This window comes from Mesorhizobium oxytropidicola (assembly GCF_056174625.1).
In genome coordinates this window covers 3,815,566-3,831,841 of sequence record NZ_CM149692.1, presented here as the reverse complement: position 1 = coordinate 3,831,841, position 16,276 = coordinate 3,815,566, and the positions used below count along the sequence as shown (strand labels likewise).

General features: G+C 62.7%; 17 protein-coding genes and 1 pseudogene. 11 read left to right on the top strand and 7 right to left on the bottom strand.

Going from position 1 to position 16,276, the window contains the following annotated elements:
• Positions 1-61 precede the first annotated feature (61 nt).
• From AC0V8S_RS19095 to AC0V8S_RS19085, 3 genes are all read right to left on the bottom strand, one after another.
• Entirely contained in the window at positions 62-799 is a 738-nt protein-coding gene (locus AC0V8S_RS19095) for a dienelactone hydrolase family protein (RefSeq protein ID WP_475432795.1), read from the bottom strand.
• A 142-nt stretch (positions 800-941) separates the two neighbouring features.
• Positions 942-1,637: a hypothetical protein gene (locus AC0V8S_RS19090; RefSeq protein ID WP_475432794.1), complete on the bottom strand. Its 696-nt coding sequence runs from the start codon at positions 1,635-1,637 to the stop codon at positions 942-944.
• A gap of 89 nt (positions 1,638-1,726) precedes the next feature.
• Positions 1,727-3,301, bottom strand: coding sequence for a trimethylamine methyltransferase family protein (locus tag AC0V8S_RS19085; RefSeq protein WP_095199801.1), 1,575 nt, complete (start codon positions 3,299-3,301; stop codon positions 1,727-1,729).
• A 289-nt stretch (positions 3,302-3,590) separates the two neighbouring features.
• Between AC0V8S_RS19085 and AC0V8S_RS19080 the strand changes: the two genes are divergently transcribed.
• On the top strand, positions 3,591-4,289 hold the full coding sequence (locus AC0V8S_RS19080) for a corrinoid protein (protein WP_027046950.1): 699 nt from the start codon (positions 3,591-3,593) through the stop codon (positions 4,287-4,289).
• Between the two features lie 85 nt (positions 4,290-4,374).
• Here the strand turns inward: AC0V8S_RS19080 and AC0V8S_RS19075 are convergent, their stop codons facing one another.
• Entirely contained in the window at positions 4,375-4,512 is a 138-nt protein-coding gene (locus AC0V8S_RS19075; protein WP_095200255.1) for an entericidin A/B family lipoprotein, read from the bottom strand.
• A 64-nt stretch (positions 4,513-4,576) separates the two neighbouring features.
• On the opposite strand from AC0V8S_RS19075, the gene AC0V8S_RS19070 reads away from it, so the two are divergent.
• On the top strand, positions 4,577-5,218 hold the full coding sequence (locus tag AC0V8S_RS19070) for a DUF1638 domain-containing protein (protein ID WP_475432793.1): 642 nt from the start codon (positions 4,577-4,579) through the stop codon (positions 5,216-5,218).
• Here AC0V8S_RS19070 and AC0V8S_RS19065 read toward each other — a convergent pair.
• Together AC0V8S_RS19065 and AC0V8S_RS19060 are read right to left on the bottom strand one after the other, a co-directional pair.
• A complete protein-coding gene (locus tag AC0V8S_RS19065) occupies positions 5,215-5,757 on the bottom strand; it encodes a hypothetical protein (protein ID WP_475432792.1) in 543 nt (180 codons plus the stop codon). The two genes, AC0V8S_RS19070 and AC0V8S_RS19065, sit on opposite strands and share 4 nt — an antisense overlap.
• Before the next feature lie 41 nt (positions 5,758-5,798).
• Positions 5,799-6,710 carry an NAD-dependent epimerase/dehydratase family protein gene (locus AC0V8S_RS19060; RefSeq protein WP_475432791.1) on the bottom strand — a complete coding sequence of 304 codons (912 nt, stop codon included), beginning with the start codon at positions 6,708-6,710 and terminating at the stop codon, positions 5,799-5,801.
• A 147-nt stretch (positions 6,711-6,857) separates the two neighbouring features.
• Between AC0V8S_RS19060 and AC0V8S_RS19055 the strand changes: the two genes are divergently transcribed.
• From AC0V8S_RS19055 to AC0V8S_RS19015, 9 genes and pseudogenes are all read left to right on the top strand, one after another.
• Positions 6,858-7,433, top strand: a complete 576-nt coding sequence (locus tag AC0V8S_RS19055; protein ID WP_475432790.1) for a DUF4893 domain-containing protein — start codon at positions 6,858-6,860, stop codon at positions 7,431-7,433.
• A gap of 90 nt (positions 7,434-7,523) precedes the next feature.
• Complete coding sequence (locus AC0V8S_RS19050) at positions 7,524-8,306, top strand: formyl transferase (RefSeq protein ID WP_475432789.1); 783 nt, start codon at positions 7,524-7,526, stop codon at positions 8,304-8,306.
• Positions 8,307-8,509: 203 nt separating this feature from the next.
• Positions 8,510-8,812, top strand: coding sequence for a virulence factor (locus AC0V8S_RS19045; RefSeq protein WP_475432788.1), 303 nt, complete (start codon positions 8,510-8,512; stop codon positions 8,810-8,812).
• A pseudogene (locus AC0V8S_RS19040) lies at positions 8,805-9,400 on the top strand (methylenetetrahydrofolate reductase C-terminal domain-containing protein). The gene AC0V8S_RS19045 and the pseudogene AC0V8S_RS19040 overlap by 8 nt, the downstream one beginning before the upstream one ends.
• On the top strand, positions 9,397-10,488 hold the full coding sequence (locus AC0V8S_RS19035) for a methylenetetrahydrofolate reductase (protein ID WP_095199795.1): 1,092 nt from the start codon (positions 9,397-9,399) through the stop codon (positions 10,486-10,488). The pseudogene AC0V8S_RS19040 and the gene AC0V8S_RS19035 overlap by 4 nt, the downstream one beginning before the upstream one ends.
• Positions 10,489-10,566: 78 nt before the next feature.
• Complete coding sequence (locus AC0V8S_RS19030) at positions 10,567-11,541, top strand: methyltetrahydrofolate cobalamin methyltransferase (RefSeq protein WP_095199794.1); 975 nt, start codon at positions 10,567-10,569, stop codon at positions 11,539-11,541.
• Entirely contained in the window at positions 11,492-13,621 is a 2,130-nt protein-coding gene (locus tag AC0V8S_RS19025; RefSeq protein ID WP_475432787.1) for an ASKHA domain-containing protein, read from the top strand. Before AC0V8S_RS19030 ends, AC0V8S_RS19025 begins: the two co-directional genes overlap by 50 nt.
• 190 nt (positions 13,622-13,811) lie before the next feature.
• A complete protein-coding gene (locus AC0V8S_RS19020) occupies positions 13,812-13,997 on the top strand; it encodes a hypothetical protein (RefSeq protein ID WP_475432786.1) in 186 nt (61 codons plus the stop codon).
• A gap of 231 nt (positions 13,998-14,228) precedes the next feature.
• Positions 14,229-15,182, top strand: coding sequence for an alpha/beta hydrolase fold domain-containing protein (locus AC0V8S_RS19015; RefSeq protein WP_475432784.1), 954 nt, complete (start codon positions 14,229-14,231; stop codon positions 15,180-15,182).
• Positions 15,183-15,215: 33 nt separating this feature from the next.
• On the opposite strand, the gene AC0V8S_RS19010 is transcribed toward AC0V8S_RS19015, so the two are convergent.
• The gene (locus AC0V8S_RS19010; protein WP_199642438.1) at positions 15,216-16,115 is read right to left on the bottom strand and encodes a LysR substrate-binding domain-containing protein; all 900 of its coding nucleotides are present in this window, start codon (positions 16,113-16,115) and stop codon (positions 15,216-15,218) included.
• Positions 16,116-16,276 lie beyond the last annotated feature (161 nt).

Sequence of the window (16,276 nt, the reverse complement as noted above, 5' to 3'; positions counted from 1 at the left end):
GAAGGGCGGATGAGGGGCGGCGCCAACTCTCGAAAGTTGGTGCCAACAGGTACGCAAAAACCTACAGCAGCGTTTCGGCAAACAGCGTGATCAGCCTTTGCCAGTGCCGCTCGGCGCCGGCTTCGTTGTAGACGCTGTGGTCCGGCACGCACCAGCCATGCGCCATGCCGACATAGTTCTCGATCGCGTGGTCGACTTCGGCGTTCCGCAGTGCTTCCTCCAGCCTTGTCGACTGTTCCGGCGGGAAACTCCTGTCGACGCCGGCCATCCCGACATAGACGCGCGCCTTGATGGACGCCGCCTTGCGGTGCGGGCTGTCGGCGGCATCGCTGGCGAGATTGCCGCCATGGAAACTGGCGGCGGCCTTGATCCGGTCTGGATAGGCCGCGGCGACGTTCAGCGCCCGCGCGCCGCCCATGCAATAACCGACGGTGCCGATCGGCCCGGTGACGCCCTCGACGGAGAGCGCATCGAGAAAGGCCGCGCTGTCGCCGATGGTCATCTCCTGCGTCGTCCCGGTCACCAGCGCCATCAGCGCCGCCTTGGTCTTTTCCTCGGTGAAGGCGGTCTTGGCATCGAACGGACCATAGGGCACGTTGCGGTAGAACAGGTCCGGCACCAGCACCGCATAACCTTCGCCCGCCAGCCGCTCGGCCATGCCGTCAAGCGCCGGGCGCGGACCGAAAGCATCCTGGTAGAGAATGACACCGGCCTTGGCCGGGGACGCCTTGGCCGAGCCGAACAGGCCCGCCTTCGCCACGCCGTGATGGGTCTTGATCCGAAGGTCCTGCTTGGTCATTGCCTGCTCCGTTTTTCAGATGCGCGATACATATCCGCGCGAGCTGCCACGGCAAGGCATTCCTTGAAAGTACCCGTCAACATTTCGTGCAGGATGGCGTGACGCGCTCGCAGACTCCCGAGGCTCGACGTGGAAGGCTGGATCAACCGGCGGCCAATGCGAAGCTCGCCATATGGAAGGCCTGGACATCAGGCGGATAGCGATATTCCGTGCCATAGGGACAGGCATTGCGGTCGAGGCAACCGCCGCTCCGGCATGGTCCGCCATTCGCTCCCCGAACATGCGCAAGGCAGGCCTGATAGGCGAACCCTTCCCTGGAGTATGCATCGACCGGGCAGGATTTCAGGCAGGGTTTTGCGACACAGGCGTCGCAGAGATGGATCATCTCGCCCTGCTGCGGAAGCGCGATCTCGTCCTCGAACAGCAGCGCGCCGCGATAGGCATGCCAAAGCCCGTATTGCGGGTGCATGAGAATACCAAGCGGCGACGGTTTCAGTCCCTCGGCCCGCATCGCCCATTGCTGGAACGGCAGATAGGGTTTGTCGGACGGTGAAACGGCGCGTGCCCCGAATGCCGCCGCCACATCGCCGATGACCTGCCGTGACCAGCTGTCGAGCGGATTGGCGATTTGCTGTGGCTGCCTTTCGCGCCAGCGCAGGAAATGCGGCCAGGGCGCCGCACCCGCTTGCCCGACCAGCAGCACGGATTTTGCCGGTACGCCCGAGGCGCCATGCGCGGCGTCGTCGTTATCGGAAAAAACAAAAACGCCGCGCAGGATGAGGCCGTTGGCGCCAAGCGCGGCCGTGATCCCTTCGATCATGCCGCGCGCAAGAATCATCCCTTCTTGTCCGGATCGGAGAAGGCGCTCCGCCAGACTTCCTTGTGGATGATGTTGGCGACTTTAGCCCCGCCTGACTCGGGCTCCTTTCAAGTGAAGGCGTCGGGCATCGACCCCTTCTTCTTGGCGATGAACTCCTTCAGCGCTTCGTCGATGCTCGGGTCGAGATGCGGCGCCTCATAGCTTTCCAGCCAGCGGCGGGCGAGTTCGTTGGCGCGCTGCGGCGCGGTCTTCTCGCCCTCGGCCAGCCACTGCTCGTAGGAATTGTTGTCGGCAATGTTGGAGCGGTAGAACGCCGTCTGGAAATTGGCCTGGGTGTGGTCGCAGCCAAGATAGTGGCTGCCCGGGCCGACCTGGCGGATGGCGTCCATCGCCTGGCCGTTTTCCGACAGGTCGACGCCCTCGGAGAATTTTTGGGTCATGCCGAGCTGGTCGATGTCCATCATGAATTTTTCGTAGCAGGACGCCAGCCCGCCTTCGAGCCAGCCGGCCGAGTGAAGGACAAAGTTGGTGCCGGCAAGGATCGTCGAGTTCAGCGTGTTGGCGCTTTCATAGGCCGCCTGCGCATCTGGAACCTTGGACGCGCAGAGCGAACCACCGGTGCGGAACGGCAGGCCGAGCCGGCGTGCGAGCTGTGCGGCGCCATAGGACACCAGCGACGGCTCCGGCGTGCCGAAGGTCGGCGCGCCGGACTGCATCGAGATCGACGAGGCGAAGGTGCCGAACAGCACCGGCGCGCCCGGCCGGATCAGCTGCGTGAACGATGCGCCAGCCAGCACTTCGGCCAGAACCTGCGTCAGCGTGCCAGCCACCGTCACCGGGCTCATCGCGCCGGCCAGGATGAACGGGGTAACGATGCAGGCCTGGTTGTGGCGCGAATAAACCTTCAGCGCGCCCAGCATGGTCTCGTCGAACACCATCGGCGAGTTGGCGTTGATCAGGCTGGTCAGCACGGTGTTGTTTTCGACGAAATCGTCGCCGAAGACGAGCTTGGCCATGGCGACGGTGTCTTCGGCGCGTTCCGGCGCCGTCACCGAGCCCATGAACGGCTTGTCGGAATATTTGATGTGGCTGTAGACCATGTCGAGGTGGCGCTTGTTGACCGGCACGTCGACCGGCTCGCACACCGTGCCGCCCGAATGGTGGATCGACGGCGCCATATAGGCGAGTTTCACGAAATTCCGGAAATCCTCGATCGTCGCGTAGCGGCGGACGCCGTCGAGGTCGCGTACGAAGGGCGGGCCATAGACCGGCGCGAAAACAGTGGCGTTGCCGCCGATTTGCACCGAGCGTTCCGAATTGCGGGCATGCTGGGTGTAGACGGACGGCGCGGTCTTCAGCAGCGAACGGCAAAGCCCCTTCGGGAAATGCACGCGCTCGCCCTTGACGTCGGCGCCAGCCTCTTTCCACAGTTGCAGCGCTTCGGCGTCATCGCGGAAGATGATGCCGATTTCCTCGAGCACCGTATCGGTGTTCTTCTCGATCAGCGCCAGGCCTTCCTCGTCGAGCACCTCATAGACGTTGATCTTGCGCTTGATATAGGTGAGCTGCGTGCCGGGTCCGCCGCCGGAGCGCGCCGCGCGCCTGGCCGCCGCTCCGCCGCTCGCACCGCGCCCACGTCGCGCGTTTGACGCTTCCTGGTCGACTGCCGCGTGTTCGCTCATGATCGCTCTTCCCTGAATATGGCCTGGCCTGACGATGGCTGGTCCGTAACCGTTGCGGCCGCATGGCGCGGCTTTCGCCGGATCGTAGCCATGCACCCTATTCGAAACGGCCCGTCCGCGCCAACGCCTGTCGCAAAATCGACAAGAAAACCAATAGATTTTCCAGTCGCTTTCCTTTTGCGGGAAGTCGCAAATCAGCTATGGATACCCGCCCATTGCGGGGTAGGTATGAACGCCAAAATTTTGTGCCTTGCGACACAGTCGCGATGCCGTGAGGAGCTGGATAAAAATGTCCGACGACGAGATCATCCTTTCTGAACTTTCCGACGACGAGTTGGTGCAGCAGATGCACGACGATCTCTATGACGGCTTGAAGGAAGAGATCGAGGAAGGCACGCGCATCCTGCTGGAGCGCGGTTGGGTGCCCTACAAGGTGCTGACCGAGGCGCTGGTCGAAGGCATGCGCATCGTCGGCGAGGATTTTCGCGACGGCATCCTGTTCGTTCCCGAAGTGCTGCTGTCCGCCAACGCCATGAAGGCCGGCATGTTTATCCTGCGTCCGCTGCTCGCCGCCACCGGCGCGCCGAAGCAGGGCAAGATGGTGATCGGTACCGTCAAGGGCGACATCCACGACATCGGCAAGAACCTGGTCGGCATGATGATGGAAGGCGCCGGTTTCGACGTCATCGATCTCGGCATCAACAATGCGGTCGAAAAATATCTCGATGCGATCGAGCAGCATCAGCCCGACATCATCGGCATGTCGGCGCTTTTGACCACCACCATGCCCTACATGAAGGTCGTCATCGACACGATGAAGGAAAAGGGCATCCGCGACGATTATGTCGTGCTGGTCGGCGGCGCGCCGCTCAACGAGGAATTCGGCAAGGCCGTCGGCGCCGACGCCTATTGCCGCGATGCCGCGGTGGCGGTCGAGACCGCCAAGGACTTCATGAAGCGCAAGCATAACGTTCGCGCTTCCGCCTGACCCAAGGCATCAGGATGGAAAGACAAGAAAAGCCGCGCCTTGCAGCGCGGCTTTTTCGTTCCCAGATGATGGACGAGGCTGCCGATCAGTTGGCGACAGTGTCCTTGACCGCCCTTGCCGTCGATTTGACGTCCTTGCCGACGCCGCGGACGGTGTTCGCGCAAGCCGTAAGGGCCAAGGCACAGGCAAGAATGGCAATCGGTGCGATGCGCAGCAGTTTCATGGACGGTGTCTCCCTCAACAGATAAATTAGCCCCATAGCAACGAAGGCCGGCTTGACTGGTTCCATGGCCAAAACACAGAAAACGAAACCGAATCAAGACGACAGGCTGCTCGTCATCGCCTGCGGGATGATTGCGCGTGAGGTATTGGCCGTCAAGGAACAGCTCGGGCTCGATCACCTCGAACTGACCTGTTTGCCGGCGGAGTTTCATTTCTATCCCGACCGCATCGCGCCCGCCATGGACAAGGCGATCGAGAAGGCCAAGGCGCAAGGTTACGAGCACATCTTCGTCGGCTATGCCGATTGCGGCACTGGCGGCCTGCTCGACCGCGTCATCGAGAAGCATGGCGTCGAGCGCATGGCCGGCCCGCATTGCTTCGCCTTCTATCAAGGCATGGAGGCCTATGCGAAGGTCGCCGACGACGACATGATGTCCTTCTACATGACGGACTTCCTGTGCCGCCAATTCGACGCCTTCTTCATGAAGCCGCTCGGCCTCGACAAGCACCCCGAGCTGATCAAGGACTATTTCGGCAACTACGAGAAGCTGGTCTATCTCGCCCAGACCAACGACCCGGAACTCGACAAGGTCGCGGAAAAGGCCGCCGCCCTGCTCGGCCTCGCCTATGAGCGCCGGGCGACCGGCTACGGCGACCTGACGCCCGAGCTCGTCCGGGCATCAGCACATGCGGAGGAATTGCGTTAGACGCTCGGATCATCAGATCTTGGTTGGGGATCCGACACGAAGTCGACAACGCGACCGCTTTCGAGCCGGAGTGGGCCTGTTGCGGACCGGTCTTTGCGCATCGCTTCGGCAATCATGGCGTCGACAGTGTCGAGGTTTCCCTGCAGAATTGAGCGGTCGCCGGATTCCCAGTACTGGCCTTCGTCGAAGACATCGAATTTCTGAAAAATAGGGGCAACTTTACGAAGCAGCCCTATGATTTCAATATGAGCCTCCGACCCGGCAAACTGGGTCTTGCAATATTGCTGCATGAAGAGGTGTCTGTCGAATTCGAACCGCAGAGGATCCGCCCGGGGATGCGGCAGAAGTTCCATTCCTGTAACCGGGCCGAGATAGTCCACGCTGCGTTCATCAATGACCCGATTGAGAACCATTTGGGCTTCATTTATTTCCCGAAATGGCCAGCCCCGAGTGGCGGCAACCGCCGCCGCTTCCTGCAACAGCGCAGCATATTTGTCGTCGTCAAGCAGTTGCCCCTCAAAGTGGATTGTCACTCCCACGTACGCCTCCCCGAGAAACGGTCGCAACAATAGCTGTGCTTCTATTCGATCGCCAGCGCCGCAAGCACATCCGCGAAGCTCGCCTTGCAGACGAAACCAAGCCGCTCTTTGGCCCGCGACGGATCGTAGACGCGATCGATCGATGAAAACATCGTCCAGCCCCTCCTGGCATAGAGCCGCGGATAATCCGGGAAGTAGCGTGTTACAACCGACGGCGCATCGGCGATCAATTCCGCGCAGTCTTCCGGTTGGAAAGGCGTGGGCGCGCAGACGATAAAGATATCGAAGCCCAGCTGCGGCGCCTTCTCCAACGCGGCGACATGGGCTTCCGCCGCATCTTCCACCGTCAGCCGGCGGAACAGCAATTCGTTTGCCTTGGTGTTGGCATCGGACTGTTCGATCGCATGCGCCATGTCATCGGCTTCAGGAAAGAAGCGGGCCGTGCGCAGCACGACCACCGGCAGGCCATGCTGAAGATGATAGAGGCGGCAGAGATGTTCGGCTGAAAGCTTGGTGACGCCATAGATGTTGCGCGGCTCGGGCGACATCTCTTCCGTCAGCCAGGCGGCCTTGCGGGCACCGCCCTTGAACCCGTCACGTATCGCCTGCGAGATCATCAGCGAAGTCGTCGAGGTGAAGACGAAGCGCTGCACGCCGGCCGCCACCGCCGCGTCGAGCAGATTCAGCGTGCCCTGAACGTTCGTCGCGACGAAGTCCGCGTTCTCAAAATGCTCGATGTTGGGCTTGTGCAGCGCGCCGCTGTGAATGATGGCTTCGATTCCGTTGTCCCCGACCGCCCGCATGACCAGGTCACGATCGGCGATCGAGCCGATTATCTGCGTTTCAACAGATGGAACCGGGTCAAGACCGATCACCTCATGGCCAAGCGCGCGCAGGCGCGGCGCCAGCGCGCTGCCCAGCCAACCCGACGATCCCGTGAGCAAGATTCGCATGCGTCACCATGATTTTTGACGGTGACGCTGTTAAGCACGGATGACAGGCGCGGGCGACCCGATAAAATCAGGCATCGGCCGGCAACGGCGCCGCTCCAGACATTAACTGCCATTTTTATCACTGCCATTTTATCCAGGGAGTTCCAGATGATCCTTCGTCCACTGCTTGCAGCCATCGGCCTGCTTTGCTGCACCCTGCCCGCCCTTGCCGACGGCCAGGTGCAGAAGCTGATCACGCCTGCCGACAAGGCCCGCCTCGACAAATATGGCGAGACGCGCAAGGCGGCGCTCGCCGAGGCGAAGGCCGGCAACCCGGCCGACGTCAAACAGCTCGATGCCTTGCTGGCGAAGCCGCTGGTATCGTTCTCCGACAAGGACCTGACCGGCAACTGGAAGTGCCGCACAATCAAGGCGGGCGGGTTGAGCCCGCTTGTCATCTATGGCTGGTTCAAGTGCAAGGTGACTGACGATGGCTCCGGCTGGCGGCTGGAAAAGATCAGCGGCTCGCAACGCACCCAGGGCCGCTTCTTCGACGATGGCGAGAAGCGCTCGATCTATCTCGGTTCCGGCTCCGTCAACGACGATCGGGCAAAGCCCTATGGCAGCGGTCCGCAGACCGACCAGGTCGGCTACGCCTTCCGCACCGGCGCCAGGGAATGGCGCATCGAACTTCCCGCGCCCTATTACGAATCGAAGCTCGACATCATCGAGTTCAAGCGCTGAGCGTGGTCATCAAGATTTAACCCCATTCCGGCACAAATTCCGGCCAGCAATGCGCGGCAGGCGGCCGCGTGCAAGGCAGGGAAGCAGGTTATGTCTTCACCGGTTGGAACCAGCGCGCCGATCGTCGTCGTGACCGGCGGCGGCCAGCATGTCTGGGCCATGATCAACGCAATCGCCGATCGCGTTGGTCCTGTCAGCGTCGTCCTCGAAACCCCTGAATCCAAAAAGCAATTGCTGCGCGGTCGGGCTCGCCGCCAGGGCTGGGTCTCGGCCATCGGCCAGCTTGGCACCATGGTGCTGAGCAGGCTGGGCAAGCGGCTCCTGGCTAGCCATAGCGCGCGATTGATCGCGGAGGAGAAACTGGACGTTGAGCCGCGACCAGACCAGGAAATCATCCGAGTGGCCTCGGCCAATGGGCCTGAGTGCCTGCAGGCGATCCAAAAAATCCAGCCAGGCGTTGTGCTGCTCAACGGTTGCCGGCTGATCTCGGCCGGGATGCTGAGCAAGATGCCCTGCCCGGTGCTCAACTATCATGCGGGCATCACGCCGAAATATCGCGGCATGAACGGCGGCTATTGGGCTCTGGTATCAGGTGATGCGCAGAATTTCGGCACGACTGTCCACCTCGTCGACGCCGGCGTCGACACTGGCGGCGTGCTGAAGCAGGCGTGCGGCAGACCGAAAAAAGGCGACACCATCTCAAGTCACGCGCTACGCCAGGCGGCGTTCTCGCGCGACATATGCGTCGAGGCCATCAGCGATGCGCTGGCTGGAAAACTCACGACGATCGATCCCGGCCTGCCTTCGAAACAATGGTATCATCCGACGATCTGGTTCTACGTCTGGACCGGCCTCAGAACCGGAATCTGGTAGGCTTTGTCAGCCCTGAGTCACACAATGCCAGACGGCTTTTTCGGTGCGCCGACCCTGCCTCCTGTGCGCGCCGCGGACGAATAAACGCACCTTTCATTTTACGACATTGAAATGCGTCGCTTTTGAATGCGCGCGCGTCGTCCCATAACAAGCGGCCCCACTGCGCATGCGGCAATGCTCGACAGTTCGAGGAGCGAGAATTCATGGCCGATCTTATCGTCGTCTACTGGCGCGACATTCCTGCCCAGGTCATCGTCAAGAAGGGCCGGCAGAACGCCAAGCGCGAACTGCCGCTGCGCTTCACCGAGGCCATCGACATGTGCGCCATGCGCACCGGCGCCGGCGGCACCGACGACTATCTGGCCGAATGGCGCAAGGCCGATCCGGTTCCCGTCGGCGACGATCTCGAAGCCGAGGTCGAGAAGGCTTTTCTGGACCTCGACACGAAATATGACCGCGAGCGGCTGGTCGCTCTGGTCAAGGCAGGCGGCAAAGACAATGTCTGAGACAAATCCGGCGGTTACCCAGGCCACTCTGGTCAAGAAGGCAGCGCCGAAGTCCGACTACAAGCCGGCCGACGTGTCGCCGCAGCGGCGCGTGCAGCGCTCTTTCGCGGTGAGATTGTGGTCGATCCGGCATTCGCGCCTGCTCGAATGGTTCTATTCCCGTTTCGCCGACATGTTTCTGCTCCTCCACCCTCTGTGGAAGGGCATCGGCTACGGTCGCGTCGAGGCCCCGATCAAATTCGTCGAAAAGCGCGTCAAGGGTTTCATGTTCGATTGCCGCATGTGCGGCCAGTGCATCCTGTCCTCGACCGGCATGTCATGCCCGATGAACTGCCCGAGCAGCTGCGCAACGGTCCCTGCGGCGGCGTGCGCGCCAACGGCAATTGCGAGGTTGAGCCCGACATGCCCTGCGTCTGGGTCAAGGCCTGGGAAGGTTCGCAGAACATGGTCAATTCCGACAAGATCCTGGCCGTGCAGAAGCCGGTCGACCAGTCGCTGCGCGAAACCTCGGCCTGGCTGCGGGTCACCGCGCAGGCGGCCGCCGCCCGTGAAGCCGCGGCCGCGCCGAAGACCGGAGCCGCCGCATGACCGCCCGTCAGCGCGACGAGAACCCCGCCGGCATTCACCTGCCGCTCGATCCCCTGCCCGGTCACTCGTCCCGCGGCCGGCTGGAACGTGTGCTGCGGCGCGGCGAGTTCGCGGTGACGACCGAGCTCAATCCGCCCGACAGCGCCGACCCCGAGGACGTCTATAACAGGGCGAAAATCTTCGACGGCTGGGTCGACGCCATCAACGCCGTCGATGCCTCGGGCGCCAACTGCCACATGTCGTCGGTTGGCATCTGCGCGCTGCTGACCCGCATGGGCTATGCCCCGATCATGCAGATCGCTTGCCGCGACAAGAACCGCATCGCCATCCAGGGCGACGTGCTGGGCGGCGCGGCCATGGGCGTCGCCAACATGCTGTGCCTGACCGGCGACGGCGTGCAGGCCGGCGACCAGCCCGGCGCCAAGCCGGTGTTCGACCTCGATTCCATGTCGTTGCTCGAAACCGTCCGCATCATGCGCGACAACGGCAAGTTCCTGTCCGGCCGCAAGCTGACGACGCCGCCGCAGGTCTTCCTGGGTGCTGCTGTCAACCCGTTCGCGCCGCCCTTCGATTTCCGCCCGATCCATCTCGGCAAGAAGATCGCCGCCGGCGCACAGTTCGTGCAGACGCAGTATTGTTTCGACGTGCCGATGTTCAGGACCTTCATGCAGAAGGCGCGCGATCTCGGCCACACCGAAAAAGTGTTCGTCCTGTGCGGCGTCGGCCCCCTCGCTTCGGCCAAGACCGCCAAGTGGATCCGCTCCAACGTGCCGGGTATCCACATTCCGGACGCCATCATCAAGCGGCTGGAGGGCGCCCAGGACCAGAAGAAGGAAGGCAAGCAGCTCTGCATCGACATCATCAACGAGGTGAAGGAAATCCCCGGTATCTCGGGCATCCATGTGATGGCCTACCGGCAGGAGGAATATGTCGCCGAGATCGTCGATGAATCGGGCGTGCTCAAGGGCCGCCAGCCCTGGAAGCGCGAAATCCGCCGCGACGACCAGATGGTTGCCGACCGGCTCGATCATATACTGCACGACGAGATTACCGAAACGCAGGTGGACATGGTAAAGACCGCGCACTAAGCGCGGCCGGTCACCAGACCCTGGAACGAAACCAGAGACGATATAAAGAAGCACTTTATATCAAGGCGGAGAGACTTCATGACCCGGACCATTGTCGCCTCGGCGACACGAGAGATCATCATCGGCTTCGACCAGCCCTTCTGCGTCATCGGCGAGCGCATCAACCCGACCGGCCGCAAGAAGCTCGCCGCCGAGATGGTCGCCGGCAATTTCGAGACCGTCATCAAGGACGCGTTGGAGCAGGCCGCCTGCGGCGCCACCATGCTCGACGTCAATGCCGGCGTCACCGCCGTCGACCCCAATGCGACCGAGCCGGCGCTGCTGGTGCAGACGCTGGAGATCGTCCAGGGCCTCGTCGACCTGCCGCTGTCGATCGACAGCTCGGTTACCGCCGCGATCGAGGCAGCACTCAAGGTCGCCAAGGGCCGCCCGCTGGTCAACTCCGTCACCGGCGAGGAGGAAAAACTCGAAGCCATCCTGCCGCTGATCAAGAAATACAACGTGCCGGTCGTCGCCATCTCCAATGACGAGACCGGCATTTCGATGGATCCGGACGTGCGCTTCGCCGTCGCCAAGAAGATCGTCCAGCGCTGTGCCGATTTCGGCATTCCCGCTCATGACGTCGTCGTCGACCCGCTGGTCATGCCGATCGGCGCGCTGGGTGACGCCGGCCGCCAGGTGTTCGCGCTGCTGCGTCGGCTGCGCGAGGAGCTCAAGGTCAACACCACCTGCGGCCTGTCCAACATTTCGTTCGGCCTGCCGCATCGCCACGGCATCAACGCCGCCTTCATCCCCATGGTGATCGGCGCCGGCATGACCTCGGCGATCATGAACCCGGTGCGGCCGCAGGAAATGGAAGCCGTGCGCGGCGCCAATGTGCTCAACGGCACCGACGAGAACTGCACCAACTGGATCCGAACCTACAAGGACTACAAGCCGGCCGAAGGCGGCCATGCGGTCGCGGCGCCGACGGCGGTCAACGCCCCTGGCGAGGGCGCCGGCAATGGCGGTCGCCGCCGTGGCGGCCGTGAGGCCCGGATGGGCCGGGGATAAGCGCGCAATCGTGAATTCACCTGCCAACATCACCGATCCACTCGTGCTGTTCATGCCGTCGGGCAAGCGCGGGCGGTTTCCAGTCGGCACGCCGGTGCTCGATGCCGCGCGCCAGCTTGGCGTCTATGTCGAGAGCGTGTGCGGCGGCCGCGCCACGTGCGGGCGCTGCCAGATCGAGGTGCAGGAAGGCAATTTCGCCAAGCACAAGATCGTCTCCTCCAACGACCACATCTCGCCCAAGGGACCCAAGGAAGAGCGCTACGAACGCGTGCGCGGCCTGCCTGAACGGCGCCGCCTCTCCTGCTCGGCGCAGATTCTGGGCGACCTCGTCATCGACGTGCCGCAGGACACCGTCATCAATGCTCAGACCATCCGCAAGGATGCCGACACAAGGGTGATCGCCCGCGATACGGCGATCCGCATGTGCTATGTCGAAATCGAAGAGCCCGACATGCACAAGCCGCTCGGCGATCTCGACCGGCTGAAGATCGCGCTGATGAAGGATTGGGGCTTCAAGAACCTCGAATTCGACTTCTACCTGCTGCCGCAGGTGCAAGGCATCCTGCGCAAGGGCAACTGGACCGCCACCGCCGCCATCCACAAGGATGCCGACAGCGACATCGCGCGCGTCATCGCGCTGTGGCCGGGCCTCAAGAACGAGGCCTATGGGCTGGCCTGCGACATCGGCTCGACCACCATCGCCATGCATCTGGTGTCGCTGCTGTCGGGCCGCGTCGCCGCCTCGTCCGGCACCTCGAACCCGCAGATCCGCTTCGGCGAGGATCTGATGAGCCGCGTCTCCTATGTGATGATGAACCCGGATGGCCGCGAAGGCATGACGGTTGCCGTGCGCGAGGCGATCTCCAGCCTCGTCGACAAGGTCTGCGCGGAAGGCAATGTCCAGCGCAACGACATTCTGGATTCCGTCTTCGTCGGCAATCCGATCATGCACCATCTGTTCCTCGGCATCGATCCGACCGAACTCGGCGGCGCGCCCTTCGCGCTCGCCGTCTGGGGCGCGGTGCGCATCAAGGCCTCCGACATCGGCCTCAAGCTCAACCAGGGTGCCCGCCTCTACATGCTGCCTTGCATCGCCGGCCATGTCGGAGCCGACGCGGCAGCCGTGACGCTGTCGGAAGGTCCGCATCGCCAGGACGAGATGATGCTGATCGTCGACGTCGGCACCAATGCCGAGATCGTGCTTGGCAATCGCACGCGTGTTGTCGCCGCCTCCTCGCCCACCGGCCCAGCTTTCGAGGGCGCCGAAATCTCCGGCGGCCAGCGTGCGGCGCCCGGCGCTATCGAGCGCGTGCGCATCGATCCAGGCACGCTGGAACCAAAATACCGCGTCATCGGCTCGGAACTGTGGTCCGACGAACCGGGCTTCCTCGACAGCGTGCAGGCGACCGGCGTCACCGGCATCTGCGGCTCCGGCATCATCGAGATCGTGGCCGAGATGTATCTCGCCGGCATCATCTCGGAGGATGGCGTCGTCGACGGCTCACTTGCCGCGCGCTCGCCGCGGGTCGTCGCCAACGGCCGCACCTTCTCCTACGTGCTGAAGGAAGGCGAGCCGAAGATCACCATCACCCAGACCGACGTGCGCGCCATCCAGCTCGCTAAGGCAGCACTCTATGCCGGCACCAAGCTTTTGATGGAAAAGCAGAACACCGAGCATGTCGACCGCATCCACTTCGCCGGCGCCTTCGGCTCGTTCATCGATCCGAAATACGCCATGGTGCTGGGCCTGATCCCCGATTGCGACCTCGACAAGGTTTCCGCCGTCGGCAACGCCGCGGGTGCTGGTGCCCGCATGGCGCTCCTGAACCGCGGCTATCGCCGCGAGATCGAGGAGACGGTGAGCCAGATCGAGAAGATCGAGACCGCGCTGGAACCGAAATTCCAGGAGCATTTCGTCTACGCCATGGCGCTGCCTAACAAGGTCGATCCGTTCCCGAAACTGTCGGCGGCGGTGAAATTGCCGCCGCGCAAGACGGTTAGCGAGGACGGTGTCGCCGGCGACGCCACCCCACGCCGGCGCTCACGCGAAGGCCACGCGGCAAGGCGCAGCCGGGAATAGAAGCAACCTTCACAGGTCGCCTCGAAATCCCAAACTCATTTGCATGCAAATGTTTCCGGATCGAATCGATCCGGAAACCAAACCGCTGTTTTCGCGAAATCCACCCGATACATGGCAGGCGCATTTACCCCGCATCGAACGGCGGCCGAAGATAATCCTCGGCTCCCGCTGTTCTTCAAGGGAGATGAAAATGTCGATGTTTGGAAATCTCGGCCGCTTCGGTGTGACCATCAGGCAGACCCATGCCAGGAACAAGGCGATCCGCGCGCTGAACAGCCTGCCGGCGCATGTCCAGAAGGACATTGGCTGGCCGGCATCGCCGCCCACCGACCCGCAGGCCGCGCTCACGTCGCTGCTTCTGGGTACGGCGCGCTGATGACCTTCGCCGACAAATGCAAATTGCTCGGCAGGCGCCGGGGATCTCGGATATCCCCGGCGGCAACCAGCAACCGGCTGCGCGCGGCACTTTTGCCGCGCCGCTGACGCCGGCGTGCATCACGCCGCCGTGTGGACCACTGCGTAAAACTTGACATTTTTGGCCAAGGTACGATCTTCGCAAAAGAGGGGAATTCTCTTAGTCGGCTGCAGCCGAAGTTCGCGTGTCCGCATGCCAAGTTTGAAAAGCCACTTCGTATCCTTCGTGCTGAGGTACAGCCGCAAAAAGGCCTTTTCCAGCCCGGAAAACCTGCAGCGCTGGATCGCGGCCGCGCGCAAGACCGAGGACCATCACCCCCCGGTCTCGCTGCAGCAGCGTCTCGACATCCAGACGCGCACGGTCGACGGCTTTCCGGTTTATGAGATCGCTCCGAGGGCCGGCGAGCAGAGGCGGATTCTCTATCTGCATGGCGGCGCCTATGTCTTTGAGATCACGCCCTATCACTGGCACCTGATCGCCGACATGGCCGACCGGCTGGGCTACGGCATCACCGTGCCGATCTATCCTATCGCCCCGGAACACGACTTCCACGCCATGTTCGGCATGGTCGGCGACGTCTATCGCCAGATGCTCGACGAGACGGAGGCGCAAGACATCATCTTCATGGGTGATTCCGCCGGCGGCAACATGGCCGTGGTGCTGACCATGATGGCCGCGGAAGAAGGCTTGCCCCTGCCCTCGCGCCACGTCCTGATCTCACCCGGCCTCGACATGTCGCTTTCCAACCCCGAGCTGTTCGAGGCCGAGCGCAACGACCCTTGGCTCGGTATCCCCGGCGGCCTCGAAGCGATCCGGATGTACAGCGCCGGCATCGATCGCAGCGACTGGCACATCAGCCCGATCTATGGCGACCTGTCGGTGCTGCCGAAAACGCTGCTTTTGACCGGCTCGCACGATCTCTTGACGCCCGACAACCTGATCTTCGCGAAAAAGGCGCGGGCCGCCGGTGTCGAGATTGATGTCGTCCACGAGGAAGGCATGTTCCATGCCTGGCCATTGATCGACATGCCGGAAGCACGACGCGCACGCCAGCACATCGCGGCGTTTCTCAGCGAGAAGCGCTCGCCGGTCAGGTCAGATAGGAAAACAAGGTTCGAAGCGCCCTCCGCCGAGGCGGCGCAGTAGCGCTTCTGCTTTCGGTCCGATCCTGTTGACGGATCAGAACTTGCCGGTTTCCCGGAACACTTCGAAGGTCGCGCGTATATGGTCGGCCACCGCCTTCACCGGCGCGCTGGCGTCCGGCGCCACCACCATGGCAAGATTGTAGGTGCCGATATCGGGCATGCCGTCCTTCGGGCAGAGTTCGACCATGTCGTTGCCGAGGAAGGATCGCGGCAGCGGCGCGACCGCGAGGTCGGCCATGATTGCGGCACGCTGGCCGGCCGTGTGCGCGCTCATATAGGCGACGCGATAGTTGCGGCCCTCGCGCCCCAGCGCTTCGAGCGCACCGGCACGCCAGGCGCATCCCTCTTCCCACAATGAAACCGGCAGCGGTTCGCGCAGATGCGCACAGCCGCCCTTGGCACCGGCCCAGACGATCGGTTCGGTCAAAAGCACCTCGGCGCCGAGCGCGCTGGTCTTGTAGGAGTTGGTCAGGAGCGTGATGTCGAGCGCGCGGTCGTCCATGCGCCGGCGCAGATTGCTGCTCTGGTCGATGGTGACGTCCACGGCGATCGAGGGATGCGACTGCGCGAAACGCTTCAGCACATGCGGCAGCACGCGCTCGCCATAATCATCCGGCGAACCGAGCCGCACCACGCCGACAATCTCGGGAATGATGAACTTCGACACCACCTCGCGGTTGATCGACAGCAGCCGGCGGGCATAGCCGAGCAGCACCTCGCCATCCGTGGTCAGCGACACCGAGCGGGCGTCGCGCGCGAACACCGAGCGGCCAAGAATGTCCTCCAGCTTCTTGATCTGCATGGAGACCGCGGACGGCGTGCGGAAGACGGCATTGGCGGCGGTGGTAAAGCTGCCGGTCTCGGCAATCGCCACGAAAGTGCGCAAAACGTCGAGATCAAGCAGCGGCAGTGGATGATTGAGTGGGGCGTTCATGGGAACTGACCTTCAATTTTTCTGATACAAAGCATCATTCCATTTCGTTTGATTGAACACCGAATTGGGAGGATAGTCAACTCCATCGAGGCAGGTTGCTGCCACAAGCAGCCACGAAACGACCATGTCACAGACCTGCAATCGACATGAAATGGGGTTGA